The organism is Pseudomonas sp. IT-P4, assembly GCF_949767755.1.
GTDB classification, from domain to species: Bacteria; Pseudomonadota; Gammaproteobacteria; order Pseudomonadales; family Pseudomonadaceae; genus Aquipseudomonas; species Aquipseudomonas monachiensis.
This window is the reverse complement of sequence record NZ_CATKPX010000111.1, coordinates 67,921-91,427: the sequence shown is the minus strand read 5'-3', so window position 1 is coordinate 91,427 and position 23,507 is coordinate 67,921. Positions and strand designations below refer to the sequence as shown.

At 58.1% G+C, this 23,507-nt stretch carries 22 protein-coding genes and 4 tRNA genes; 17 read left to right on the top strand and 9 right to left on the bottom strand.

Features of this window, described 5'->3' with window-relative positions:
* Window positions 1–133: 133 nt before the first annotated feature.
* Window positions 134–376 (top strand): hypothetical protein, encoded by a 243-nt coding sequence (locus tag ACM6IT_RS28390; RefSeq protein ID WP_414912739.1) that lies wholly within the window; start codon window positions 134–136, stop codon window positions 374–376.
* 29 nt (window positions 377–405) lie between these two features.
* The gene (locus ACM6IT_RS28385; protein ID WP_056722343.1) at window positions 406–1,155 is read left to right on the top strand and encodes a TerC family protein; all 750 of its coding nucleotides are present in this window, start codon (window positions 406–408) and stop codon (window positions 1,153–1,155) included.
* 83 nt (window positions 1,156–1,238) lie between these two features.
* Here ACM6IT_RS28385 and ACM6IT_RS28380 read toward each other — a convergent pair whose 3' ends face one another.
* Entirely contained in the window at window positions 1,239–1,406 is a 168-nt protein-coding gene (locus ACM6IT_RS28380; protein ID WP_177336458.1) for a hypothetical protein, read from the bottom strand.
* A 179-nt stretch (window positions 1,407–1,585) separates the two neighbouring features.
* Here ACM6IT_RS28380 and ACM6IT_RS28375 point away from each other — a divergent pair, with 179 nt between their 5' ends.
* The 3 genes from ACM6IT_RS28375 to ACM6IT_RS28365 all read left to right on the top strand — a co-directional run bounded on the left by ACM6IT_RS28375 (window position 1,586) and on the right by ACM6IT_RS28365 (window position 2,854).
* Entirely contained in the window at window positions 1,586–2,320 is a 735-nt protein-coding gene (locus ACM6IT_RS28375) for a peptidase C39 family protein (protein ID WP_414919135.1), read from the top strand.
* A gap of 94 nt (window positions 2,321–2,414) precedes the next feature.
* Window positions 2,415–2,621: a DUF6021 family protein gene (locus ACM6IT_RS28370; protein ID WP_056722339.1), complete on the top strand. Its 207-nt coding sequence runs from the start codon at window positions 2,415–2,417 to the stop codon at window positions 2,619–2,621.
* A 17-nt stretch (window positions 2,622–2,638) separates the two neighbouring features.
* Complete coding sequence (locus tag ACM6IT_RS28365; protein WP_007977127.1) at window positions 2,639–2,854, top strand: hypothetical protein; 216 nt, start codon at window positions 2,639–2,641, stop codon at window positions 2,852–2,854.
* Window positions 2,855–2,910: 56 nt separating this feature from the next.
* Here the strand turns inward: ACM6IT_RS28365 and pbpG are convergent, their stop codons facing one another.
* Both pbpG and folD read right to left on the bottom strand, forming a co-directional pair.
* Window positions 2,911–3,849, bottom strand: coding sequence for a D-alanyl-D-alanine endopeptidase (pbpG, locus tag ACM6IT_RS28360; RefSeq protein ID WP_056722336.1), 939 nt, complete (start codon window positions 3,847–3,849; stop codon window positions 2,911–2,913).
* Between the two features lie 235 nt (window positions 3,850–4,084).
* Window positions 4,085–4,939 (bottom strand): bifunctional methylenetetrahydrofolate dehydrogenase/methenyltetrahydrofolate cyclohydrolase FolD, encoded by an 855-nt coding sequence (gene folD / locus ACM6IT_RS28355; protein ID WP_046043051.1) that lies wholly within the window; start codon window positions 4,937–4,939, stop codon window positions 4,085–4,087.
* A gap of 274 nt (window positions 4,940–5,213) precedes the next feature.
* Here folD and ACM6IT_RS28350 point away from each other — a divergent pair.
* From ACM6IT_RS28350 to ACM6IT_RS28295, 12 genes are all read left to right on the top strand, one after another.
* Window positions 5,214–5,290, top strand: a tRNA-Arg gene (locus tag ACM6IT_RS28350).
* Between the two features lie 32 nt (window positions 5,291–5,322).
* Window positions 5,323–5,398: transfer RNA gene (locus tag ACM6IT_RS28345), tRNA-His, on the top strand.
* 56 nt (window positions 5,399–5,454) lie between these two features.
* Window positions 5,455–5,539 (top strand) — tRNA-Leu (locus ACM6IT_RS28340).
* Window positions 5,540–5,617: 78 nt separating this feature from the next.
* Window positions 5,618–5,693 (top strand) — tRNA-His (locus tag ACM6IT_RS28335).
* 386 nt (window positions 5,694–6,079) lie between these two features.
* Window positions 6,080–7,390 (top strand): trigger factor, encoded by a 1,311-nt coding sequence (gene tig, locus ACM6IT_RS28330; protein WP_414912738.1) that lies wholly within the window; start codon window positions 6,080–6,082, stop codon window positions 7,388–7,390.
* Window positions 7,391–7,483: 93 nt separating this feature from the next.
* Window positions 7,484–8,119: an ATP-dependent Clp endopeptidase proteolytic subunit ClpP gene (gene clpP, locus ACM6IT_RS28325; protein ID WP_015094302.1), complete on the top strand. Its 636-nt coding sequence runs from the start codon at window positions 7,484–7,486 to the stop codon at window positions 8,117–8,119.
* A gap of 111 nt (window positions 8,120–8,230) precedes the next feature.
* Window positions 8,231–9,514, top strand: coding sequence for an ATP-dependent Clp protease ATP-binding subunit ClpX (clpX, locus tag ACM6IT_RS28320; RefSeq protein ID WP_008048848.1), 1,284 nt, complete (start codon window positions 8,231–8,233; stop codon window positions 9,512–9,514).
* A 252-nt stretch (window positions 9,515–9,766) separates the two neighbouring features.
* Window positions 9,767–12,163 (top strand): endopeptidase La, encoded by a 2,397-nt coding sequence (lon, locus tag ACM6IT_RS28315; protein WP_056722330.1) that lies wholly within the window; start codon window positions 9,767–9,769, stop codon window positions 12,161–12,163.
* Between the two features lie 149 nt (window positions 12,164–12,312).
* Complete coding sequence (locus ACM6IT_RS28310) at window positions 12,313–12,585, top strand: HU family DNA-binding protein (protein WP_002552737.1); 273 nt, start codon at window positions 12,313–12,315, stop codon at window positions 12,583–12,585.
* A 234-nt stretch (window positions 12,586–12,819) separates the two neighbouring features.
* On the top strand, window positions 12,820–14,691 hold the full coding sequence (locus ACM6IT_RS28305) for a SurA N-terminal domain-containing protein (protein ID WP_414912737.1): 1,872 nt from the start codon (window positions 12,820–12,822) through the stop codon (window positions 14,689–14,691).
* Between the two features lie 203 nt (window positions 14,692–14,894).
* Complete coding sequence (locus ACM6IT_RS28300; protein ID WP_056722327.1) at window positions 14,895–15,734, top strand: DUF2242 domain-containing protein; 840 nt, start codon at window positions 14,895–14,897, stop codon at window positions 15,732–15,734.
* Between the two features lie 55 nt (window positions 15,735–15,789).
* The gene (locus ACM6IT_RS28295; protein ID WP_156385718.1) at window positions 15,790–16,062 is read left to right on the top strand and encodes a hypothetical protein; all 273 of its coding nucleotides are present in this window, start codon (window positions 15,790–15,792) and stop codon (window positions 16,060–16,062) included.
* Window positions 16,063–16,065: 3 nt separating this feature from the next.
* Here ACM6IT_RS28295 and ACM6IT_RS28290 read toward each other — a convergent pair whose 3' ends face one another.
* The 6 genes from ACM6IT_RS28290 to ACM6IT_RS28265 form a co-directional block, all read right to left on the bottom strand.
* Window positions 16,066–17,106: an AraC family transcriptional regulator gene (locus ACM6IT_RS28290; protein ID WP_414912735.1), complete on the bottom strand. Its 1,041-nt coding sequence runs from the start codon at window positions 17,104–17,106 to the stop codon at window positions 16,066–16,068.
* Between the two features lie 3 nt (window positions 17,107–17,109).
* On the bottom strand, window positions 17,110–18,240 hold the full coding sequence (locus ACM6IT_RS28285) for a nitrilase-related carbon-nitrogen hydrolase (protein ID WP_409078858.1): 1,131 nt from the start codon (window positions 18,238–18,240) through the stop codon (window positions 17,110–17,112).
* 224 nt (window positions 18,241–18,464) lie between these two features.
* Entirely contained in the window at window positions 18,465–19,793 is a 1,329-nt protein-coding gene (locus ACM6IT_RS28280; RefSeq protein ID WP_056722321.1) for a TolC family outer membrane protein, read from the bottom strand.
* 1 nt (window position 19,794) lies between these two features.
* Window positions 19,795–21,135, bottom strand: coding sequence for an HlyD family type I secretion periplasmic adaptor subunit (locus ACM6IT_RS28275; protein WP_056722318.1), 1,341 nt, complete (start codon window positions 21,133–21,135; stop codon window positions 19,795–19,797).
* Window positions 21,136–21,141: 6 nt separating this feature from the next.
* Window positions 21,142–22,878, bottom strand: a complete 1,737-nt coding sequence (locus tag ACM6IT_RS28270) for a type I secretion system permease/ATPase (RefSeq protein WP_056722316.1) — start codon at window positions 22,876–22,878, stop codon at window positions 21,142–21,144.
* Window positions 22,879–23,189: 311 nt separating this feature from the next.
* Window positions 23,190–23,396: a hypothetical protein gene (locus ACM6IT_RS28265; RefSeq protein WP_056722315.1), complete on the bottom strand. Its 207-nt coding sequence runs from the start codon at window positions 23,394–23,396 to the stop codon at window positions 23,190–23,192.
* Window positions 23,397–23,507 lie beyond the last annotated feature (111 nt).

Below are 23,507 nucleotides of genomic sequence, written 5' to 3'. Positions count from 1 at the left end.
CGTCTAACACTTCGTAAAAGTCGAAGTATAACCGCTAAAAATACGAATTTTCCTGAAGTGTTTGCTTCCCTAGAATGCATCGCTATCAACGGGCCATCGTTTAGGTCCCGTTCGTTCTATCGAGGAAAGCATCATGAAGCTTAAAGCCACGGCACTGCTGATTACGTCTTTACTGGTACTGGCCGGTTGCGACCAGGCCGAGAAAAGCGCGCAACAATTGATGGGCAAGGCTGCCGAAAGCGCCAAACAGGTGATTGACGATACCCACAAGGCCGCCGAACAGGCGCTCAGTGACGCCACCAGCGGGTTGATCAGTAAAAAAGAATCATCGGAAAAAGAATCGGAAAAAACCGAATCTTCCTCCCAGGAAATCTAAACCGTATTACAACGAGTCAGGACTGACCCATGGACTACCTTTTACAACTTGCCGCCAGCCCCACCGCCTGGGTCGCCCTTGCCACCCTGATTGTGATGGAGATCGTGCTCGGCATCGATAACCTGATCTTCATCTCGATCCTGACCAACAAGCTGCCCTTGCACAATCGCCAGCGGGCACGACGCATCGGTATCGGCATGGCGTTGATCCTGCGCCTGGGCTTGCTGAGCACCATTGCGTTCATCGTCCAGTTGACCAATCCGGTGATCGAGATTCTCGGCCACGCGTTCTCATGGAAAGACATGATCCTGATTGCCGGTGGCCTGTTCCTGTTGTGGAAGGCGACCACCGAGATCCATCACAGCATGGACCCGGCACCGGAAGATCCGAAATCGGCGACCTCGACCGTGACCCTGGGCTTTGCTGCCGCGATCGGTCAGATCCTGATGCTGGACATGGTGTTCTCCATCGACAGCATCATTACCGCTGTCGGCATGACCGAGCATTTGCCGATCATGGTCATCGCGGTGGTGGTGTCGGTACTGGTGATGTTGCTGGCGGCTGATCCGCTGGCCAAGTTCATCAACGACAACCCGACGGTGGTGATGCTGGCCCTGGGCTTCCTGATCATGATTGGCATGACACTGATCGCCGAAGGCTTCGGTGCCCATGTACCGAAAGGCTACGTCTATGCGGCCATGGCATTCTCGGCTGCGATCGAGGTGTTGAACATGATGTCCCGTCGGTCCAGGGAAAAGCGGGCAGCCACCGAGGCCTGACCCACGCTGAACGAAACGGCCGCCTGAACTCGAAGGAGTGCAGGCGGCCGTTTTTGTTGGTCTCGGGTAAAGGTGTGGTGTGGTCAGTGAGCGTTGGCGTGTTGGTTCGGCGTCTTGTCCGCTTCCGGCGCAGGAGCCGGCTGGACAGGATAATGGTGGCGGCGAGTGATGCGCAGCACGCCCCACAGCATGGCGGCAGCTACCGCCAGCCAGCCGCAAACCAACATTACAATGATCATGGTCAGGCTCATCTGTGCCTCCTCTTTGCCCTTCTATGGGCACTCACGCTTCGCTGTCGTCTCTTCAGTGAACAGTCTAGCCGTTGCTGCATTTCAGGCTATTGACCGAAAGTCGTCTGTCACCAACCAGTTCGCTCTATCGAATGCACTCCGCTACCGTTTAGAGCTATACCGTAGCGGCGCGGCGACCTATGATCGACGCCCAAGCCGGGAATGGGATTGCCTGGCGTCTGAACCTGAACAAGAGAGAGATGATGGTGCGGGTATTTTCTCGAATTTTGTCGACCATGCTGATCGCCGGTTGCGTGGCAAGCCTGGCGGGCTGTGCCGGGAGCGTTGCGCCCGAGATCAAGCGCCTGCCGGAACGAGTCGAACTCAGCGGCCGGTTCTACCGGGGCGATGCGTATCAAAGCGGGCCGCAGGTGCTGGCCAGCATGCTGTCCCAGCAGGGCATCGTGATTACCCCGGGACTGCTCGACAAACCCCTGCATTTGCCGGGAGGCGAAGCCCAGTTACAACAGAACATGCAGAACCTGGCCCGCGAGTACGGGATGGTCGTTTACCCCCTCGATAGCAACCTTGCCGCCCTGTTGACCCAAGTTGCCGCCGGTTATCCGGTGATGGTGCGCTTTACCGAAGGCTCGGCCATGTGGGCCGAACCGCGTTACGCCATTCTGGCCGGCTACAACCGCCAGAAGCAGACGGTCCTGGTGCGGGCCGGGATGAACCGCCGCGAACTGATGAGCTTCAGTTCCTTCGAGTCGGCGTTCAAGGATGCCGGTGGTTGGGCGGTGCTGATCCAGAATCCGAGCCAAATCCCGGCCCAGGTCGATCAGCAGCGTTGGCTCAACGCCGCCAACGATCTGGCCCAGGCCGGTCAGGAACAGGCCGCCGCCAGGGCGAAAAAAGCCTTGGCCAGCCAGTAAGTCCGTTGGTCACCCGCCGGGCACCATTGCCCATGGCCAGTCTCTGATCTTAAGGGGCCGGAACATTGCTTCGGGTCCATATCAGGAGGTACCCATGGCTCATTCCAAAACGCCCGTCGGTCCGCACTCGTCTGAACATTCGTCTGGTGATGAGCTGGGTTTCGATCCCGACTCCCCGGACCTTGCCGATCCTCAGGTCGACCCGATCGGGCCTGCCAAGGCACCGAGGGACGTGAAGCCGGGTGACAACCCCAAGGCTCCGGCCAAGCCCTATGATCCACTGGGTGACCTGAAGCCTTAGGTCCAATGGAGGTGCGTATGTCTACTGATTCCAGTTTCGACGACAAACGTCCGGAAACTGTCCCTACAACCCCCGAGCAAAGCACCGATCCGGTGATGGATCCCGACAGCCCGTTGCGCGATCCCCTGGCGCGGCCAACGGTGGTGCCCACTGAAAAGCCGAAGGGTTGGAGAGATCCAAGTACTGGTGACGGCATCCCGGATGACGACCAGATGCCGCTGCCCAACGACTGAAGATCCGGCGAAAAAAAGCCCCGAATGATCGGGGCTTTTCGTGCGCTGCCGCTTGGTTACTTCGACGCTTCAACCACGCCGCTCTGGCGCTGCTTGAGGTTCTTGTCTGCCTTGTACTGCAAGGCGACGGAAGGCACGTCAGCACTTTTTCCGCTCTCTACCCAATTACGCATGCGCGTGGCATCGGCAAAATGGGTGTACTTGCCATAAGCGTCAAGGATCACCAAGGCCACCGGACGGTTACCCATTCGGGTCACCAGCACCAGGCAGTGACCTGCTTCGTTGGTGAAACCGGTTTTTGTCAGCTGGATGTCCCAGTCCTGCTTGCGCACCAAATGGTCGGTGTTGCGGAAACCCAGGCTGTAGTTCGGTTTGCGAAACGAAACGGTCTTTTCCTTGGTTGTGCTCAGTTCGGTCAGCAGCGGGTACTTGTGCGCGGCGATCAACAGTTTGCTCAAATCGCGAGCTGTCGAAACGTTGCGCGGCGAGAGCCCTGTCGGTTCGACGAAATGGGTATTGGTCATGCCCAAGGCCCGGGCCTTGGCGTTCATTGCAGCAATGAACGCGGCATAGCCACCCGGATAGTGGTGGGCCAGGCTTGCCGCGGCCCGGTTTTCAGATGACATCAGGGCAATCAGCAGCATTTCCCGGCGCGGCAGTTCGCTCTTGAGCTTGACCCGGGAGTACACACCTTTCATTTCCGGTGTGTCGCTGATGTTGATGTTGATGTATTCATCCATGTTTTGCCGGGCTTCAACCACGACCAGGCCGGTCATCAATTTGCTGACGGACGCGATGGGAACGACGACGTCCGGATTGCTGGCATAGATGACTTTGTTGGTCTGCATATCCAGCAGTAAAGAGCTGCCGGAGGCGAGCTTGAGTTGCGAGGTGTCTCGAGGCGCTGCCGTGGTTTCGCCAGCGCTGGCGATTGGCGTGATGAAAGTCCCTGTAACTGCAAAAAATAGGCTCAGGATGGAAAGACGGATTTTCACGCTGGCAGACTCGTAAGGTGTTGATAAGCCGTTTTGTAACGGGCTATTTCGTAAAAAGCGCGACATTCTGGAGTATGGCTGAATAACTGTCGATGGTTGATCAAGTAACAGGTGAAAGTCCTGAGAAACATGAAAAGAAAGTCATTTTCCGGCAGGCGGTCGGTGTTTTTCGCGGGCAAAAAAAACCCCGCCAGGGCGGGGTTCCTTGTCACGCTGAACGCGTGCGCGTTGAAACTCAGCTGTGCAGGGTTTCAGCAGCGTACAGGGTGTTTTCCAGCAGGCAGGCTCGGGTCATCGGGCCGACACCGCCCGGTACCGGAGTGATCCAGCCGGCGCGGGGCAGGGCGGTTTCGTAGATCACGTCACCGACCAGCTTGCCATCGTCCTGGCGGTTGATGCCGACATCGATCACGATCGCGCCTTCCTTGATCCATTCGCCCTTGACCAGGCCCGGCTTGCCGGCAGCGACGACGACCAGGTCCGCACGGCCGACATGGCCGGCCAGGTCCTTGGTAAAGCGGTGGGTGACCGTCACGGTGCAACCGGCCAGCAGCAATTCCATGGCCATTGGGCGGCCAACGATATTGGATGCGCCGACGACAACGGCATCCATCCCGTAAAGGTCGACACCAGTGCTTTCCAGCAGGGTCATGATGCCTTTGGGGGTGCATGGGCGCAGCAGCGGGATTCGCTGGGCCAGGCGGCCGACGTTATAAGGATGGAAACCGTCGACGTCTTTATCCGGACGAATGCGTTCCAGCAGCCTGGAGGCGTCCAGGTGCTCGGGAAGCGGAAGCTGAAGCAGGACGCCGTCGATTGCAGGATCGTCGTTCAGGCGATCGATCAGCTCGGTCAGCGCTTCTTGAGTGGTTTCCGAAGGCAGGTCATAGGCTTGGGATAGAAAGCCGACCTCTTCACAGTCTTTACGCTTGTGCGAGACATAAACCTGAGAGGCAGGATCGCTGCCGACCAGGATCACCGCAAGGCCGGGCGTGCGCAGGCCTTGCTGGCGACGCTCGGTGACACGTTGGGCGATCTGCTGGCGCAGGCTGGCGGCGATCGATTTGCCGTCGATAAGTTGTGCAGTCATTGCGCGTGATTAACCATCGAGAGGGGAAAAAAAGAGAACGCATTCTCGCATGTCATGCGGTGAGGGCAAAGGCGCTTGGTCTGCAAATTCCCCTAACTCCTTTAATTAAATGAATTTTTTTTAAAAAGGATTTGACGACCTTCGGGTGGCTCTATACTATTCGTCGCACTTGTCGGGCACAGCCTAGCACTGGTTAGGAAGGTTGAGCGGGATTACGATTCTGCGAGACTGGAAAGCACTTAGTTTGTAGTCCTCCAAGGTTACAGCTAACAAGGCGCCCGTAGCTCAGCTGGATAGAGCATCCGCCTTCTAAGCGGATGGTCGCAGGTTCGAGTCCTGCCGGGTGCGCCATTAGGCAGCTTTGGCACAAGTAGCGCGATATGGTGGGCGTAGCTCAGTTGGTAGAGCACGGGATTGTGACTCCCGTTGTCGTGGGTTCGATCCCCATCGTCCACCCCATATTTCGAAAGGCGCCAGATTAACAGTCTGGCGCCTTTGCTTTAAAAGCTTCACCCGCGGATGTGGTGGAATTGGTAGACACACTGGATTTAGGTTCCAGCGCCGCGAGGCGTAAGAGTTCGAGTCTCTTCATCCGCACCAATTAAAGCTTCACTCAGGCATTTGGCCTGGCTGGAGCTTGATAAAGAAGTTTGTTTGGCTTCTTTAACAGGCAATATGGTGGGCGTAGCTCAGTTGGTAGAGCACGGGATTGTGACTCCCGTTGTCGTGGGTTCGATCCCCATCGTCCACCCCATATTTCGAAAGGCGCCAGATTGAAAAGTCTGGCGCCTTTTTTGTTTCAGTGGCCGCAGGTTCCGGGTCGCAGGGGCAGGGTGTTTCGTCGTATTTATGTTTCTCGATGATGCAGTCCTGCCCGCCGGCCTTGCTTGCGAGATCGGCTGTCAGGGAGATGATTGGCTGCCTTCTCTATATAGGGAAAGGTTGGCGCAGAGCCCTGGCGTGATTGGTTGTATTTGCCATCGGGGCGAGGTGCATTCGTGCATTCGCACCTATAAATTGCCTGCTGCGTTTTTACCCGTTTTCAGTAGGGTGACTTCTTGAGTTTGACCCACTAGAATGCATGCCCTTGATTCTGGGGTCGGAAACGGCCGGCTAACGTCTGTGCAACGAGGAATATCCATGCAAGTTTCTGTTGAAAATACTACTGCTCTTGAGCGCCGCATGAGCGTCACCGTGCCGGCTGAGCGCATCGAGAGCCAGGTCAACAAGCGTCTGCAGCAGACCGCCCAAAAGGCCAAGATTGCTGGCTTCCGTCCAGGCAAAGTGCCAATGAGCGAAATCAAGCGCCGTTTCGGTGCTGACGCTCGCCAGGAAGCTGTAGGCGACGTGATCCAGTCTTCCTTCTACGAAGCTGTGGTTGAGCAGAAGCTGAACCCGGCTGGTCAGCCTTCGATCGAGCCAAAATCCCTGGAAGCGGGCAAGGACCTGGAATACGTAGCCGTATTCGAAGTGTTCCCTGAATTCACCGTTGCCGGTTTCGAAGGTATCACCGTAGAGCGCCTGAGCGCTGACGTGACTGACGCCGATCTGGACAAGATGCTGGACATCCTGCGCAAGCAGAACACCCGTTTCGAAGTGGCCGATCGTGCTGCCCAGAACGAAGACCAGTTGAACATCGATTTCGTCGGCAAGGTCGACGGTGAAGTGTTCGCCGGCGGTTCCGCCAAAGGTACCCAGCTGGTTCTGGGTTCCGGCCGCATGATCCCTGGTTTCGAAGATGGCCTGGTTGGCGCAAAAGCCGGTGAAGAACGCGTTCTGAGCCTGACTTTCCCAGAGGACTATCAGAACCTGGACCTGGCTGGCAAAGCCGCCGAGTTCACCGTGACCGTCAATACCGTTTCCGAGCCAAAACTGCCAGAACTGACCGAAGAATTCTTCGCTCAATTCGGCATCAAGGAAACCGGTCTGGAAGGCTTCCGCGCCGAAGTTCGCAAGAACATGGAGCGTGAGCTGCGTCAGGCGATCAAATCCAAGGTCAAGAACCAGGTAATGGACGGTCTGCTGGCCACCAACCCGATCGAAGTGCCAAAGGCCCTGCTGTCCAACGAAGTTGACCGTCTGCGCGTGCAGGCTGTTCAGCAGTTCGGCGGCAACATCAAGCCTGACCAACTGCCGGCCGAACTGTTCGAAGAGCAAGCCAAGCGCCGCGTAGTGCTGGGTCTGATCGTGGCTGAAGTGGTCAAGCAATTCGACCTCAAGCCTGACGAAACCCGCGTTCGCGAGATGATTCAGGAAATGGCTTCGGCCTACCAGGAGCCTGAGCAAGTTGTGTCCTGGTACTACAAGAACGACCAGCAACTGAACGAAGTTCGCTCGGTTGTGCTGGAAGAGCAAGTTGTGGATACTGTTCTGCAGAAAGCTAGCGTGACCGACAAATCGGTCTCTTACGAAGAAGCGGTCAAGCCGGTAGAAGCACCACAAGCCGACTGATCACTTTTGCGATAAGAAGCAAACACCATAAGCCAGCCTTCGAGCTGGCTTATGCGTATTCAAGACATAACTATTTGGGAGTGACTGCAGAGCATGTTCCGTAATTCGTATATTCAGCAGAACTCTGATATCCAGGCCGCAGGCGGCCTGGTCCCGATGGTTGTCGAGCAGTCCGCTCGTGGCGAGCGCGCCTACGACATCTACTCGCGTCTCCTCAAGGAGCGGGTGATCTTTCTGGTTGGTCCGGTAGAGGACTACATGGCCAACCTGATCTGTGCGCAATTGCTGTTCCTTGAAGCGGAAAACCCGGACAAGGACATCCATCTCTATATCAACTCCCCGGGCGGTTCGGTGACTGCAGGCATGTCGATCTACGACACCATGCAGTTCATCAAACCCAACGTGTCGACCACCTGTATCGGTCAGGCGTGCAGCATGGGCGCGTTCCTGCTGACGGCCGGTGCACAAGGCAAGCGTTACTGCCTGCCGAACTCGCGTGTGATGATTCACCAGCCACTGGGCGGTTTCCAGGGCCAGGCCTCGGATATCGAAATCCATGCCAAGGAAATCCTCTTCATTCGCGAGCGTCTCAACACGCTGATGGCCAAGCACAGCGGGCGCACTCTCGAAGAAATCGAGCGCGATACCAACCGCGACAACTTCATGAGTGCAGACGCCGCGCGTGAGTACGGTTTGATCGATGAAGTGATCAGCCAGCGTCCTGCTTAAAATAAGCAGCTCAAAATAAGGTTGGTCGGCGGGTCCGACACCTGCGGGCTTGAAAAAGCCCGCAATAGCCTTCATCTTGTGTTGCAAGCCTATCGGATTTGGATCGAACGAATGACTGACACCCGCAACGGCGAGGACAACGGCAAGCTGCTCTATTGCTCCTTCTGTGGCAAAAGCCAGCATGAAGTACGCAAATTGATTGCCGGCCCCTCGGTCTTTATCTGCGACGAGTGCGTCGACCTGTGCAATGACATCATCCGCGAGGAGGTGCAGGAAGCACAGGCCGAAAGCAGTGCGCATAAATTGCCTTCGCCTAAAGAAATCAGCGGCATCCTTGATCAGTATGTGATTGGTCAGGAGCGTGCGAAAAAGGTTCTGGCCGTAGCGGTGTACAACCACTACAAGCGCCTGAATCAGCGTGACAAAAAAAATGACGACGTCGAACTCGGCAAGAGCAACATCCTGCTGATCGGCCCGACAGGCTCGGGTAAGACCCTGCTTGCCGAAACCCTGGCCCGCTTGCTGAACGTTCCGTTCACCATCGCCGACGCAACCACCCTCACCGAGGCGGGTTATGTGGGTGAAGATGTCGAGAACATCATTCAGAAGCTGTTGCAGAAGTGCGATTACGACGTGGAAAAGGCCCAGATGGGCATTGTCTACATCGATGAAATCGACAAGATTTCGCGCAAGTCTGACAACCCGTCGATCACCCGGGACGTTTCCGGTGAAGGCGTGCAGCAGGCCCTGCTCAAGTTGATCGAAGGCACGGTCGCTTCCGTTCCACCGCAAGGTGGTCGCAAGCATCCGCAGCAGGAATTCCTGCAGGTCGACACCCGTAACATCCTGTTCATCTGCGGTGGCGCGTTCTCGGGTCTTGAGAAGGTCATTCAAAACCGTTCCACCAAGGGTGGCATCGGTTTCAACGCAGAAGTGCGCAGCAAGGAAGAAGGCAAGAAAGTCGGTGAATCCCTGCGTGAAGTCGAGCCTGACGATTTGGTCAAGTTCGGTCTGATCCCGGAATTCGTCGGTCGTCTGCCGGTACTTGCCACGCTCGACGAGCTTGACGAGGCTGCACTGATGCAGATCCTCACCGAGCCGAAAAATGCCCTGACCAAGCAGTATGCCAAGCTGTTCGAGATGGAAGGCGTGGATCTGGAATTCCGGACCGACGCTCTGAAATCGGTCGCCAAGCGTGCCCTGGAGCGTAAAACCGGTGCCCGTGGCCTGCGTTCGATTCTCGAAGGTGTATTGCTCGACACTATGTATGAAATCCCCTCGCAGTCCGAGGTGAGCAAAGTAGTGATCGATGAAAGCGTGATAGAGGGCAAGTCCAAGCCACTGTATATCTACGAGAACAGTGAGCCGACCGCCAAGGCCGCGCCAGACGCTTAAGTGTCACGCAGCTTGAATAAAGAAGGGGCCTTCGGGCCCCTTTGCTTTTGTGGAAGCTGGCCTGCCAGCGAAGGCGAACTGACAGCCAATCTGATTTTCCGGGTGTGTCCGGACCATCACAAACGCTGCCATCGGTTGCAATCTTTTAAGTCGTACTTTTATCCGCTTGTTTTTTTCCAAAGCAGCCCCCATCTTGGTTTCAAGCTTACTTCCATCTGTTTACGGCCTTACGGCCGCCGTAGAGGCGAAATCATGAAGACAACCATCGAATTGCCTCTCCTGCCATTGCGTGATGTCGTGGTTTATCCGCACATGGTTATCCCGCTGTTCGTGGGGCGCGAGAAATCCATCGAAGCCCTCGAGGCTGCGATGACGGGTGACAAGCAGATTCTTCTGCTGGCCCAGAGAAACCCGGCTGACGACGATCCCGGTGAGGATGCCCTGTACCGCGTGGGTACGATTGCCACTGTTCTGCAGTTGCTGAAGCTGCCTGACGGAACGGTCAAGGTTCTGGTCGAAGGTGAGCAACGGGGCGCTGTCGAGCGCTTCAGCGAAGTGGATGGCCACTGCCGTGCCGAAGTCTCCCTGATCGACGAAGTTGAAGCGCCGGAACGCGAGTCGGAAGTGTTCGTTCGCAGCCTGCTGTCCCAGTTCGAACAATATGTGCAGTTGGGCAAGAAAGTCCCGGCTGAAGTCCTGTCGTCGCTCAACAGCATCGATGAGCCGGGCCGCCTGGTAGACACCATGGCCGCGCACATGGCCCTGAAGATCGAACAGAAGCAGGAAATCCTCGAAATCATCGACTTGTCGGCCCGGGTCGAGCACGTCCTGGCGCTGCTGGATGCCGAGATCGATCTGCTGCAAGTCGAAAAACGCATTCGTGGCCGCGTCAAAAAACAAATGGAGCGCAGTCAGCGCGAGTACTACCTGAATGAGCAAATGAAGGCCATTCAGAAAGAGCTCGGCGACAGCGACGAAGGTCACAACGAAGTCGAAGAGCTGAAAAAGCGTATCGACGCCGCCGGCCTGCCGAAAGACGCGCTGGCCAAGGCAACGGCCGAGCTGAACAAGCTCAAGCAGATGTCGCCGATGTCCGCGGAAGCGACCGTGGTGCGTTCGTACATCGATTGGCTGGTTCAAGTGCCGTGGAAGGCCCAGAGCAAGGTGCGCCTGGACCTGGCGCGTGCAGAAGACATTCTGGACGCCGACCACTATGGCCTGGAAGAGGTCAAGGAACGCATCCTCGAATACCTCGCCGTGCAAAAGCGCGTGAAGAAAATCCGTGGTCCGGTGTTGTGCCTGGTCGGTCCTCCAGGTGTGGGTAAAACATCCCTGGCGGAGTCGATCGCTCACGCCACCAACCGCAAATTCGTGCGCATGGCCCTCGGTGGCGTGCGTGATGAAGCGGAAATTCGTGGTCATCGCCGTACTTACATTGGTTCGATGCCAGGAAGATTGATTCAAAAGATGACAAAGGTGGGTGTCCGCAACCCGCTGTTCCTGCTCGACGAAATCGACAAGATGGGCAGCGACATGCGTGGCGATCCGGCATCGGCGTTGCTGGAAGTGCTCGATCCTGAGCAGAACCACAACTTCAACGATCACTATCTGGAAGTCGATTACGACCTGTCCGATGTGATGTTCCTGTGCACCTCGAACTCGATGAACATCCCGCCAGCGTTGCTGGACCGGATGGAAGTGATCCGTCTGCCGGGCTACACCGAAGACGAGAAGATCAACATCGCCGTCAAATACCTTTCGCCGAAGCAGATTACGGCCAACGGCCTGAAGAAAGGCGAGCTGGAGTTTGACGCGGAAGCGATCCGCGACATCATCCGCTACTACACCCGTGAAGCCGGTGTGCGTGGGCTGGAGCGCCAGATTGCCAAGGTCTGCCGCAAGGCGGTCAAGGAGCATGCGCTGGAAAAACGCTTCTCGGTGAAGGTCACCGCAGACATGCTGGAGCACTTCCTGGGCGTGCGCAAATTCCGCTATGGCCTGGCCGAGCAGCAGGATCAGATCGGTCAGGTGACCGGGCTGGCGTGGACTCAGGTGGGTGGCGAACTGCTTACCATCGAAGCGGCCGTCGTGCCGGGCAAGGGCCAGTTGATCAAGACCGGTTCCCTGGGTGACGTGATGGTCGAATCGATCACCGCGGCCTTGACCGTTGTTCGCAGCCGGGCGAAGAGTCTGGGGATCCCCCTGGACTTCCATGAGAAGCGTGACACGCACATCCATATGCCGGAAGGGGCGACCCCCAAGGACGGCCCTAGCGCCGGTGTAGGCATGTGCACGGCCCTGGTATCGGCATTGACCGGCATTCCGGTACGCGCGGATGTCGCCATGACCGGCGAAATCACCTTGCGTGGCCAGGTATTGGCCATCGGCGGCTTGAAAGAGAAACTGCTGGCTGCCCATCGTGGCGGAATCAAGACCGTGATCATTCCTGAAGAGAATGTGCGCGATCTCAAAGAGATTCCGGACAATATCAAGCAGGATCTACAGATTAAACCGGTTAAATGGATTGACGAGGTCCTGCAAATTGCGCTGCAATACGCGCCGGAGCCCTTGCCGGATGTGGCTCCGGAGATAGTCGCGAAGGATGAGAAACGCGACGCAGATTCTAAGGAAAGAATTAGCACGCATTAGTACGTATTTGCCTGGGGGGCTTTCTTGACAGCTTTTTAGAGCCCTTGTTATAAAGCGGCTCTTAAGTGTCTGTAGGCCATTCAGCACTCGTTTTTGCTTTCACCAAAAAAACTTAGAATCATACTCAAATAGATATAAGGGGACTTAGAGTGAACAAGTCGGAACTGATTGATGCTATCGCTGCATCCGCTGATATCCCGAAAGCTGCTGCTGGCCGTGCGCTGGACGCTGTAATCGAATCCGTCACTGGCGCTCTCAAGGCTGGCGACTCTGTTGTTCTGGTTGGTTTCGGTACCTTCTCCGTAACTGATCGCCCAGCTCGCATTGGTCGTAACCCACAGACCGGTAAGACGCTGGAAATCGCAGCAGCCAAAAAACCAGGTTTCAAAGCCGGTAAAGCACTGAAAGAAGCTGTCAACTAAGTTCGATTCAGGTTTTTACCCATCCGGGTCAGGTCATGCCTGACTTGGCAGCGGAGCGGCAGTCCTGACTGCAGGTCGCCGGTTCAAGACACCGAGGGTCGCCAGTTCGAGCCCCTCGATCCGCTCCGCCAGTTACGAGAAGGCGCATCCTCGGATGCGCCTTTCTTCTATTCGGATTCTACCCACGCTCCACGGTTGCCTAATTTTTGAAGTTCAACCGTTTCTGGGGGACGCATGCTGCAGAATATCAGGGACAATTCACAAGGCTGGATTGCCAAGACTATTATCGGGGTCATCGTTGCACTGATGGCTTTGACCGGTTTCGACGCCATTTTTCAGGCCACGACGAACAAGAATGAGGCGGCGAAGGTCAATGGCGAAGAAATCAGCCAGAACGAGCTGAGCCAGGCGGTCGATATGCAACGCCGTCAGCTCATGCAACAGCTGGGCAAGGATTTCGATGCTTCCTTGCTCGATGAAAAAATGCTGCGCGAGTCGGCTCTCAAAGGCCTGATCGATCGCAAACTGCTGCTGCAAGGCGCAGAAAACTCGAAATTCGCTTTTTCCGAAGCGGCTCTGGATCAGGTCATCCTGCAAACGCCTGACTTTCAGGTGGATGGCAAGTTCAGCTCCGAGCGTTTCGACCAGGTGATTCGCCAACTCGGCTACACCCGCATGCAATTCCGCCAGCTGATGGCTCAGGAAATGCTGATTGGTCAGTTGCGTGCCGGTCTGGCCGGTAGCGGTTTCGTGACCGATGCACAGGTGCTGGCGTTTGCCCGTCTGGAAAAACAGACCCGCGATTTCGCCTCCCTGAACATCAAGGTCGACCCGGCGGCGGTGAAGCTGACCGACGATGAGGTCAAGGCCTATTACGACGAACACGCCAAGGAATTCATGACGCCGGATCAGGTGGTCATCGATTACCTCGAGCTGAAGAAGGCTTCCTTCTTCGATCAGGTCAGCGTCAATGACGAAGACCTGCAGGCGGCTTATCAGAAAGAAATCGCGAACCTGTCCGAGCAACGCCAGGCGGCGCACATTCTGATTGAAGTGAACGACAAGACCACCGAGGCGCAAGCCAAGGCGAAGATCGAAGAGATCCAGGCCCGTCTGGCCAAGGGTGAGAAATTCGAGGCGCTGGCCAAGGAATTCTCCCAGGATCCTGGTTCGGCGAACAACGGCGGTGATCTGGGTTATGCCGGTCCTGGCGTCTACGACCCTGCGTTCGAAAAAGCCCTGTATTCGTTGACCAAGGATCAGGTTTCCGCGCCGGTTCGCACCGATTTCGGGTTCCACCTGATCAAGCTGTTGGGCGTGGAAGCGCCTGAGGTACCGACATTCGCCAGCCTGAAAGACAAGCTGACCCGCGAATTGAAGGCCCAGCAGGTCGAACAGCGTTTTGTCGAGGCGACCAAGCAGCTGGAGGATGCCTCGTTCGAAGCGTCTGATCTGGCTCAGCCGGCGCAGGACTTGAAACTGACCGTCCACACGTCCAAGCCGTTCGGCCGGGAAGGTGGTGAGGGTATTACGGCCAACCGTGCGGTGATCACGGCTGCGTTCAGCCCGGAAGTCCTGGATGAGGGGGCGAACAGCACCGCCATCGAACTGGATCCTGAAACCGTGGTCGTGTTGCGTGCCAAGGAGCACCTGAAGCCTTCGCAATTGCCGCTGGAAAGCGTCTCTGCCGCGATCCGTGTGCAATTGGCCAAGGAGCACGCCAGCGCCGATGCCAAGACCAAGGCTGACGCCCTGATTGCCAGCCTGCGCGACGGCACGACCCCGCTGGATCGGGTGATCGACGGCCAGTCCTGGAAAGTCACCGACGCGGCAACTCGTGCCCAGGAAGGGATCGACCCTGCGGTGCTGCAAGCGCTGTTTCGCATGGCGAAGCCTGCGGCCAAGGATAAACCGACCTTCACCAGCGTGACGCTGGCTGATGGCAGCCTGATGATCGTGCGCCTCAATGGCGTGAACGAAGCCGCGGCACCGACCGAAGAAGAGAAAGCACAGTATCGTCGCTACCTCGCTTCCCGCATCGGCCAGCAAGACTTCGCGGCTTACCGCAAGCAGCTGGAAAGCCAGGCGGAGATCAAGCGTTACTGATGCCTGACCAGGTTTAACGCGGTACATGAGACCCCGGCCGAAAGGCTGGGGTCTTTTTGTTTGGCCGTACGTCATTTGTCGCGGTGACTTTTGCGCAAAACCGGGGTCAATCAGCCTGTAACCGTTTTAAGACACGATCGATGCTCCGCTAAGCATCGATCTGTTGCACAATACGCCCCGAACCGTTTTCCTCAGGATGTTCAATGTTTAAATCACTTCCCATGCGGGTTGTCGGGCTGGCAGCCGTGTTTGCCACCGCGGCTGGTTGTTCATCGAACAAGGCCGCCATCTATGAGCATGAGAATTTCGACGACTCCGGTACCTTTTCCCGAAACTATCCGGTCAGCGATACCCAGAGCTGTGAGGCCGCCCGTCGCGCCTTGCTCAGCCAGGGTTACATCATCACCAGCAACGATCCGAAGCTGGTCAGCGGTCACAAGAGTTTCCAGCAGACCGGCGAGAATCACATGGAGATCAGCTTCAGTGTGGTCTGTGCCGATGACGGCAGCGAAGGGCACCACGCGACCATATTCGCCAATGCCCTGCAGGATCGTTATGCGCTGAAGAAGACCAACAACTCCGCCAGTCTCGGTGTGGGTGTGTTGGGCTCGGTATCGATGCCGATCGGCTCCTCAGATGACTCGATGGTCAAGGTCGCCAGCGAAACCGTATCGTCCGCCAAGTTCTACGAGCGTTTCTTCGCACTGGTCGAGTTGTTCCTGCCGCCGGAAGCGAAAAAGGCCGCGCACATCCCCGAAAAGCCGAAAACGGACCTGGGAATGCCAGAAGCCAAGGCAGCACCGGCACCGCTGGCACCGGCCCCGGCAGTGACTCCTGCTGTAGAACCTGCTGCGCCCGCGCCCGTAGAAGCGGTTCCAGCGGCCTCCGAGCCGGTTGCCCCGCCTCCTGAAGCGGCGCCGATTACCCCGGTTCAGAACGCAGAGCCGGCGCCTTCGGCAGAAACCATCACGCCACCGACTAACCCGACGGACATACCACCGCCGAGCGAGCCGATTCAGGCGATTCCTGTCTCTGGCCAGTGATCGATCGCGTTACGGGATCGGCCAGCGAGTAACGATCCCGTAGCGGGCGCAAAGATTGACCCTCATCAACAAGGTCCGCTGTTCTGCGGCCTTGCGCGAAAAAACCGATGATAAATTCCTGACCAGCTGCTACGTTTTATTGAGTAGCGACAGAGTGTCGTGCCCGCGTCATTTTTCTTTCATGCGGGCACATTATGCTCAGGGAATTGGTTATTTATTCAGACGGTTGGGGAATTCAAATATGGACGATTATCAAGAAGAGCTGCTCGAGTACCAGGCTTTTGAACTTGACCCACTGGAGCCGGCGGAAGACGCTACCGAGTTGTAGGCATCAAGCGGATTGGCGATGGCTGCGGCGAAATTCGCCGGGTGTCTGCCCGTTCCAGCGTTTGAATGCGCGTTGAAACGCTTCGGCTGAGGCAAAGCCCAGCAGGTAGGCGATCTCTCCGAACGCCAGTTCGGTGTCGCGTATGTAAGTCATGGCCAGGTCGCGGCGGGTGTCGTTGAGAATTGCACGAAACTGCGTGCCTTCATCGGCGAGCTTGCGGCGCAAGGTCCAGGTGGGCAGCTTCAGGCGTGCCGCCACCTCCTGCAGGTCGGGCTCCCGGCCACCATTGAGCAAGGGTCCCAGCAGCGCGATGATGCGTTCACGCAGGCTGCGGGTGCGTGTCAGTTGTTCCAGTTCCCGCTCACACAGTTGCAGCAAATGTCGCCAGGTGCTCGGGCAGTGCTCGGGGTTGCGCTGGGCGAGACTGGCCAGGCTCAAGCGCAGTTGATTGCGTTCGCCGCCAAACTGGATCGGACAGTCGCCCAACACGTCATAGGCCTGGCGGTAGCCGGGCTCCTCGAATTCGATCTCGATACGTTCGGCACGCAGCGGGGCAGGGCTGACACTGGACAATTGCTGTAACCAGCCGGCGATGATCGAATCCACCACAAAGCGGTTGTAGGCGTTATAGGGGCTGATCGAGTAGAACCGCAGCCAGGCGCCCCGGGCGTCTTCGTGAAAGCTTGATTGACCGCGATAATTGGAGCCGTACAAGGCTTCGAATCGAATCAGGCAGCGCGCGGCTTCTCGTACCGTCGGTGCCTGGGCCGCGGTGACGCCAGCGAGGCCAGCCTGGCTCAGGCGACTGAACTGACCCATGCGCAGGCCAAGGGCCGGGTTGTCGGTCAGTTGAATGGCACTGTGGCCCAGGCGCATGTAGCGCGGTATCGACAACCGGGCGCCGGCTTCGCTGAGGCGCGCGGCATCTAGACCGTATTGATCGAGCAGTGGCTGTGGATCGACACCGTGACTGCGTACGGCATCGGCCAGGCTATGTACAAAGCCCACCGACAGATCGCCGAGGCGCATCGGCTGTGGATTCATGGCCTACAACCAGAGGTTCAGCAAGCGCGCACCATGGGCGTTGCCATCGGCAAAGTGCTGGCCGTTGCTGCTGAGGAAACTATGCCCGGCGCTGCCCTGGTCCCAGAACTGACCCCGAAGGAACACGCTCATGCCAGCGACGGCCTGACTGGCCGGCATCCGGGTCGTGAGGGTCAGGCGCTGCCAGGCCTGGCCTTCACTGACTTCTCCAGGTTTCAAGCCGACCGACGCCGGCGCCGACGAACCCCTGTAGCCGCGCCACGGTTGATCCCAAGTGCCACGGCCGGAAACAAAGGCCGGTACCGCAACCAGCTGTACGCTTTGGTCGTTGAGCTTGAGGTAGTTTTCCGGGTACCAGCTGTCGTGGCCGATCAATACGCCCAGCCTTCCTGCGGGGGTATCAACGACGTTGAGCGAGTGCTCACCGTTCGCCTTGATCCCGTTCTGTTCTGCGAAGAACGGGTGTATCTGGCGCTGGGGCTGGCCGATCGGCAGGCCTTCGCTGTTGAACACCACGCTGCTGTTGTACAGCGCGCCGCGGCCGATTCTCAAGGTGCCGTCGATGATGCTCGGTTCGGGCAGCACGATGGAGCCCGCGACCAGTGTCACGTGGAACTCCCTGGCCAGGCCTCCGAACAATGTCTGGTAGTCCCTGGCCATTGCCTTGGCTTTCATGCGCAGGTGGGCATCGTCCAGACGGTTGCCGCCCTCGGCGCTGATCAACGCCTTGGCGAACTTCAGGGGATTGCTTACCGCCAGCCAGTTCATGGCCTCTTTGAGGGTGCTGGCCTGATACAGCTCATCCTTTTCACCGCTGACCATCAGCCAGGTACCGACGTGCTCCGGCAACACGACGACGGTCTTGCCGTTCAGCAAACCCTGGTCCCGGGCTGCCTGCAGATAGGCTGCGAGCTTGCGGTGCAAACGCTCGGGACTTTGGTAGTCGGTAGGAAACAGTTCGGGCTGGATGCCCAACAGGTTGCCACGGTCCGCAGGCGTGCCCTGGTCGACAGCGAGGCTGATCCGCAGGTCCGAAAGGTAATGACCCACCGGCCGGTCTGCGGCCCACATCGCGTAGGTCGTGAGGGCGGCGAGCAACGCCATGGAAAATGTCAGGTACAAAAGTTTGCGCATGGGGAGACAGTTTACAGCCTGGAGCCTGGCGTGGCTTTTGATTTGGAGCTGGATCGAGCATAAAGGGAATCAAGGGTTTAGTGGGTAGCTTTCAGCGATGACTGTTTTTTTGCTGGCGGCTGCCTTTCTGTGCTCAGACGCGGCAATGAATGGCTGGGTGGGGGATCATGGGAGAAGGGGCGCCGGTCAGCCATCATTTTGCGCGACCGGCCGGCAGGTGAGCGTCAGTTGGTGACCAGCAGTTCCGGGCCGAGGTAGTTGTTGATCTGGTCGATATCGTCGTCGCCCAGACTGCCTACCGAAGAGGCCAGGCGCAGGCGCGACATCAAATAGCGTAATTTGGCATCGAACAGATCGTGGCGTGCGACGAAGAGCAGTTCTTCAGCATTGAGGACATCCGAGTTGGTGCTGGTGCCGCCTTCCTTGAAGCCCTTGCGTGACGATGCCAGTGAGCGTTCGTTGGACGCGACGGCTTTCTCCAGCGCGCGAATGCGTTTGGCACCGCTCAGGATGCCTTGATACTCACGGGTGGTTCCGGTGATGACTTCCTGTCGTGCGGCGTCGAGTTCGTCCGTGGCCTTATCGCTATTGGCGCTGGCCTGGCGTGTCAGCGCGCTGACGCCGCCACCACTGAACAGCGGGATATTGACTTCCAGCCCGATCGAGCCGTAGTGGTTACGTTGATTCAACTCGGAGAGTGATTGGCTCTCACCCGCGGTGTAGCCGGCGATGAAATCCAGGGTTGGCCAGTGGCCGGCACTGGCACGCTTGACCTCCTCTTCGGCGAGGTCGCGGCTATAGCGGCGCGCATGGATCAGTGGGCTATCGACCTGGGCTTTGACCAACCAGTCCTGAAGGTTGCCTGGTACCAGCGGTGGTGTATCGAAACTCGGACGCAAGGTGGTCAGCGATTCGGGGGTTTCACCGATGTATTCCTCGAGCTTGCGGCGCGCGTTGACCAGGTTGTCTTGTGCTTCGATCAGTTCGGCTTCGGCGAGGTCGCGGCGAGCGGTCGATTCGTCGACGTCGGTGACGGTGCCGGCCCCCAGTTCCAGGCGCCGTTTCGCCGAGGCGAGTTGTTCGTCGAAGGCGCTCAGCTTGGACTTTGCCAGTGTGATGGTTTCGCTGGCCAGGAGCACATCGAAATAGCTTTCGGCCAGGCGCACTGCGGCGTCCTGGCTCTTGGCATCGAATACCGCGTTACTGTAGTCGGCACGCTGCTGACCCTGGCGGTACTCGGCCATTTTCTGTTTGTTGAACAGTGGTTGGCGCAGGCGCACGTTAGCGCCCTTTGAGTCGTAATGGAGATCTCTGTCGATGTTGTTCTGGCTTTGGGAGCCATTGACCTTGTTGTTGTAGGCCGAGGCATTGATCTGCGGTAACAGGCCGGCCTTGCCGATGGCGCGGTTCTCCTGGCCGGCCTCTTTTTCATGCACGGAGGCCTGGTAGATGGGGCCCTGGAACTGCAACAGATCCCAGGCTTGCTTGAGGTCCATGGCGTCGGCCGGCAAGGCCAACCCCATCAGGCAGAAGAGCAGGCAATGACGGTCCATTTCATTGTTCCTTGAATGAGCTGTCCACACGTTCGAGCATTGGTTTAAGAAGATAGCTCAACATATTGCGTTCGCCTGTCTTGATGGTGACGCTGGCAGGCATGCCAGGGCGAATGTGATTGGTGCCAAGCAGGCCCATGCCATCGGGGGTGACTTCCACCTGGGCCAGATAGAACGGCTGCTTGCTTTCCTCGTCCATCAGGCGGTCGGCGGAGATGGTCATCACTCGGCCGGGTATGTTTGGTGTCTTGGCATGGTTGAAGGCCGGGAAGGAAATGTCCACGGGCAGTCCGGGGACCATCTTGTCGATGGCCTGCACGGGAATCATCGCGTCGACCTGCAACGGTTCGTTGAGCGGAACGATTTCCATGATCTTGAAGCCGGGCTGGATGATCCCGCCGACGGTGGCGATGCTCAAGGCCTGGACCATGCCATCGATCGGTGACCGAATCACCGTGTGGGTCACTTCATAGTCAAGTGCGCGCAAGCGATCGGCCAGGGTGGTGTTTTCCTTGGCGGTTTCCGTCAACTGCGATTCGACTTCTTTCAGGTAATCGTGCTGGCGCTGCAGGATGCGCAGCTTGATTTCGGTGGTCTGGCTACGCACCCGGGCGATGTTGTTGAGGTTCTCGGCCTGGCCGGCGGAAAGGTCGGCGTTGCTGCGCTCCAGCTCAAGCAGGCGGTTGCGCGGTACATAGCCTTCGGCGGTCAGCACGCGGGTGCCTTGCAGTTCCTGGTTGAGGAAACTGATTTGCGAGGCGCGGGCACTATAGACTTGCTGCAGGCCCTTGAGCTGCACGGCCGACGCCGCCAGGTTCTCCTGCAGGATGCTGATCTCACCCGCGAGACCGGCGCGCCGGGTGTCGAGCAGGCGCTGTTGCAGGTCCATGGCGGCTTCCAGGCGGTGGTCATCCTTGAAGCGCTTTAGCAGTTCAGGATCAAAGTTCACCACGTCGCGGTTGTCACGCTCCGCTTCCAGACGGTTTTCCACCGTCTTGCTGACGATGTACTGGGCGCTGACCGCTCCCTGTTCGGCAAGGGCACGCAACGAGTCGAGGCGGACTACCTCCTGGCCTTTTGTCACTAGATCGCCTTCGCGAACGAGGATGGCTTCCACGGTGCCGCCGCTCAGATGCTGCACGGCTTTGCGATTGCTGGTGACCTTGACCGTGCCTGTCGCTACCACGCCGGCATCCAGCGGCGCCAGCCATGACCACAGGAGAAAGCCGCCGAAGCCGGCGAGCACCAGCCACACGCCCCAGCGCGCGGGTTTGCCGACGTCCAGGTCTACCATGCTCCTGGAATCGGCTGTAATCATGTCGGTATGTTGGCTCATTTGCATGATCGGTCACTCCCGTGCTTTGACGGAGGCCAGCGGAGTCGACGCGCCTGCAGGGATCACACTGGCCTTGCGCAGCGCTGCGAATACTTCATCGCGCGTACCGAGCATCTGCACGCCGCCGTCACGCAGCATCAGCACCTTGTCGACGGCGCAGAGTACGTTGGGACGGTGAGAAATCAGAATGACGGTGGCGCCACGGCCCTTGAGTTCGGCCAGGGCATCGACCAAGGCCTTTTCGCCGACGTCGTCGAGGTTGGCGTTCGGCTCGTCCAGCACGATCAGATTGGGCTCGCCATACAACGCCCGGGCCAAGGCGATGCGCTGCTTCTGGCCACCGGATAGCGGGCTGCCATCGGTGCCCAGGCGGGTGTCATAGCCCTGCGGAAAACGCAGGATCATCTCGTGTACACCAGTGATCTTGGCGGCGCGGATCACTGCTTCGCTGTCCACTTCACCAAAGCGCGCAATGTTGTCGGCGATATTGCCCTCGAACAGCTCCACGTCCTGTGGCAGGTAGCCGAGCCAGGGGCCAAGTTCGCCCTTGTTCCAGTTGAATATATCTGCGCCGTCCAGGCGCACCTTGCCGGCTTGGGCCGGCCAGACGCCAACCAGCAGGCGGGCGAGGGTGGACTTGCCCGAGGCGGATGGGCCGATGATGCCAAGGCTTTCGCCGGGGACAAGGCTGAAGCTCACCCCGCGCAGAATCGTGTTGTTGGTACCCGGGGCTCCGGCATACACATTCTCTACCGCCAGCATGCCCATTGGCCGCTGCAGCGACATGCTCGGTGGCCGGCGCGGATAGTCGTGCAGCATCTCGTTGAGCCGGCCCCAGGCCGTACGGCAACCGAGCAGTTGTTTCCACGATGCGATGACCTGTTCCACCGGACCCAGTGCGCGGCCGGTGAGGATCGAGCAGGCAATCATCATCCCCGGGGTGATCTTGCCTTCGATCGCCAGCAGCGCGCCGGCACCGAGGATCAAAGACTGCAAAGTGATCCGCACGAAGCGCCCGGTGCTGCTGATAAAGGCGGCGCGGTCGGAGGCCAGGGTCTGCATTTCCAGAATGCGCAAATGACTTTGGAACCAGCGCTTGCTGATCGACGGCAGCATGCCCATGGCCTCGATGACCTCGGCGTTGCGCAGGTTGTTGTTGGCATATTGGGCGGAGGAGAGGGAGGCCTGATTGGCTTCGGCCAGCGGCTTCTGCGTCGCCTTTTCAGTGAGCCAGGCCAGGCCCATCAGAATCAGTGAGCCGATCAGCGTGATCAGTCCGAGTATCGGGTGAATCAGATAGGCGACCAGCAGGTAGATCGGCGTCCACGGTGCATCGAAAAACGCGAACAGGGAGTTGCCGGTGACGAACTGACGAACCTGGGCGAGGTCTTGCAGGGCCTGGGCCGGGTTACCTCCGGCGCGGCTCAGGTTGCGCTCGAATGCCGCCGTGAAAATGCGTCGGTTGAGGTCCATGTCCAGGCAGTTGCCGACCCGGATCAGCACGCGGGTGCGAACCATCTCCAGTGTGGACATCAGCAGGAACAGACCCACCACCAGAACCGTCAACATCGCCAGCGTCGTGACGTTGCGACTGACAAGGGCTCGATCGTAGACCTGCAGCATATAAATAGCTGGCGTCAACATCATGACGTTTATGACGCCGCTGAACGCTGCCAGCGAATAAAAACTGCGGCGCATGCGAAAGAGCGCGTCGGCCAGTTCGGAACGGATGCTCGACTGCTTGGGCATGTTGATCCTCCCACTGCGAAAAGCCGATTGCCCCTGAGGCGCAACAGCTAACAGTAAATGTAGCCCTGTAAACAGCTTTTGGACACGCAGGCTGGTCGCTCTGTGGATGGCGAGTCTTCCGAAATCGCTGCGTTGCTCCCTTATGCAGCAGCGTAGGTGGCGGTTAAACAGTCCGAAATAACATTTCGCTCTATACCAGCACACAACTTTCTATATGTCTTTTAAAAACAGCTACTTGGGATGTCTACCACCAGTCGTCTGTTTTAACGACGTAATATTGACAAAGATTTGCTATGGAACTTTAGTCTTAGTTATCGGGGGGCCCGCCCGCCTGAAGCCTGCCATTGCTTTGGCAGCGCAAGGCGCGGTGTTTTTCCCGAGAGGAGCAGAATCATGTCGATCATTTCGTTCTTTTGCAGAGGGAAGGGGCTTTCCAGGACGTTTGCCTTCACTTCCAGATTCCATGGCCCGCCCAGGGCTCGAATCCGCTCTGCCTGATCGCCCGGCGAGCAATTCATATCGCGAATTCCAGGCGCGAATCCCGGGTCCCGGGTAACGCCAGCTCTCGCAAAAAAACATAACCAACAAACTGCGCAAGCCAGCACTTGACTTGGCGCGGGAGGGTTTTC

Coding starts and splice junctions, on each gene's coding strand:
- ACM6IT_RS28385 (WP_056722343.1), top strand. CDS start 406: ATGGACTACCTTTTACAACTTGCCGCCAGCCCCACCGCCTGGGTCGCC.
- clpP (WP_015094302.1), top strand. CDS start 7,484: ATGTTCCGTAATTCGTATATTCAGCAGAACTCTGATATCCAGGCCGCA.
- ACM6IT_RS28370 (WP_056722339.1), top strand. CDS start 2,415: ATGGCTCATTCCAAAACGCCCGTCGGTCCGCACTCGTCTGAACATTCG.
- clpX (WP_008048848.1), top strand. CDS start 8,231: ATGACTGACACCCGCAACGGCGAGGACAACGGCAAGCTGCTCTATTGC.
- ACM6IT_RS28280 (WP_056722321.1), bottom strand. CDS start 19,793: ATGGACCGTCATTGCCTGCTCTTCTGCCTGATGGGGTTGGCCTTGCCG.
- ACM6IT_RS28380 (WP_177336458.1), bottom strand. CDS start 1,406: ATGAGCCTGACCATGATCATTGTAATGTTGGTTTGCGGCTGGCTGGCG.
- folD (WP_046043051.1), bottom strand. CDS start 4,939: ATGACTGCACAACTTATCGACGGCAAATCGATCGCCGCCAGCCTGCGC.
- ACM6IT_RS28275 (WP_056722318.1), bottom strand. CDS start 21,135: ATGCAAATGAGCCAACATACCGACATGATTACAGCCGATTCCAGGAGC.
- ACM6IT_RS28365 (WP_007977127.1), top strand. CDS start 2,639: ATGTCTACTGATTCCAGTTTCGACGACAAACGTCCGGAAACTGTCCCT.
- ACM6IT_RS28290 (WP_414912735.1), bottom strand. CDS start 17,106: ATGAATCCACAGCCGATGCGCCTCGGCGATCTGTCGGTGGGCTTTGTA.
- ACM6IT_RS28270 (WP_056722316.1), bottom strand. CDS start 22,878: ATGCCCAAGCAGTCGAGCATCCGTTCCGAACTGGCCGACGCGCTCTTT.
- lon (WP_056722330.1), top strand. CDS start 9,767: ATGAAGACAACCATCGAATTGCCTCTCCTGCCATTGCGTGATGTCGTG.
- tig (WP_414912738.1), top strand. CDS start 6,080: ATGCAAGTTTCTGTTGAAAATACTACTGCTCTTGAGCGCCGCATGAGC.
- ACM6IT_RS28305 (WP_414912737.1), top strand. CDS start 12,820: ATGCTGCAGAATATCAGGGACAATTCACAAGGCTGGATTGCCAAGACT.
- ACM6IT_RS28390 (WP_414912739.1), top strand. CDS start 134: ATGAAGCTTAAAGCCACGGCACTGCTGATTACGTCTTTACTGGTACTG.
- ACM6IT_RS28285 (WP_409078858.1), bottom strand. CDS start 18,240: ATGCGCAAACTTTTGTACCTGACATTTTCCATGGCGTTGCTCGCCGCC.
- ACM6IT_RS28265 (WP_056722315.1), bottom strand. CDS start 23,396: ATGAATTGCTCGCCGGGCGATCAGGCAGAGCGGATTCGAGCCCTGGGC.
- ACM6IT_RS28375 (WP_414919135.1), top strand. CDS start 1,586: ATGATCGACGCCCAAGCCGGGAATGGGATTGCCTGGCGTCTGAACCTG.
- ACM6IT_RS28300 (WP_056722327.1), top strand. CDS start 14,895: ATGTTTAAATCACTTCCCATGCGGGTTGTCGGGCTGGCAGCCGTGTTT.